Below are 264 nucleotides of genomic sequence, written 5' to 3'. Positions count from 1 at the left end.
CCCGCACATCATCATCGGGTGCAGCTCGCCCTTGAGCAGGCAGAAGAACTGCGAGGCGGCCAGGGACAGGTCCGGCACCTCCAGTTCGCCGTCGGCGGCGCGGGCGGCCAGGAAGTCGGCCAGCGACTGCTGGATGCGCTTGGGGCCGGCGTTCCAGAACATCTCGCGGATGTGCTCGTCGCCGGTCCCCGGCGCCAGCATCATCCGGTGGGTGGCGATCGCCGCGTCGGAGCTGATCATCGTGAAGAAGGCCTCGCCGATGCC

General features: G+C 69.3%; 1 protein-coding gene. It reads right to left on the bottom strand.

What is annotated here, in order from left to right; translation table 11 throughout:
• Positions 1–264 (bottom strand): TetR/AcrR family transcriptional regulator C-terminal domain-containing protein (locus SB822_RS57935; protein WP_410859217.1); only part of this gene is annotated, 264 nt, incomplete at both ends.

Source organism: Paraburkholderia sp. SIMBA_054 (assembly GCF_046534875.1).
GTDB lineage: Bacteria > Pseudomonadota > Gammaproteobacteria > Burkholderiales > Burkholderiaceae > Paraburkholderia > Paraburkholderia hospita.
The sequence above is the reverse complement of the archived record's forward strand: the minus strand, read 5'-3'. Positions and strand labels throughout refer to the sequence as shown.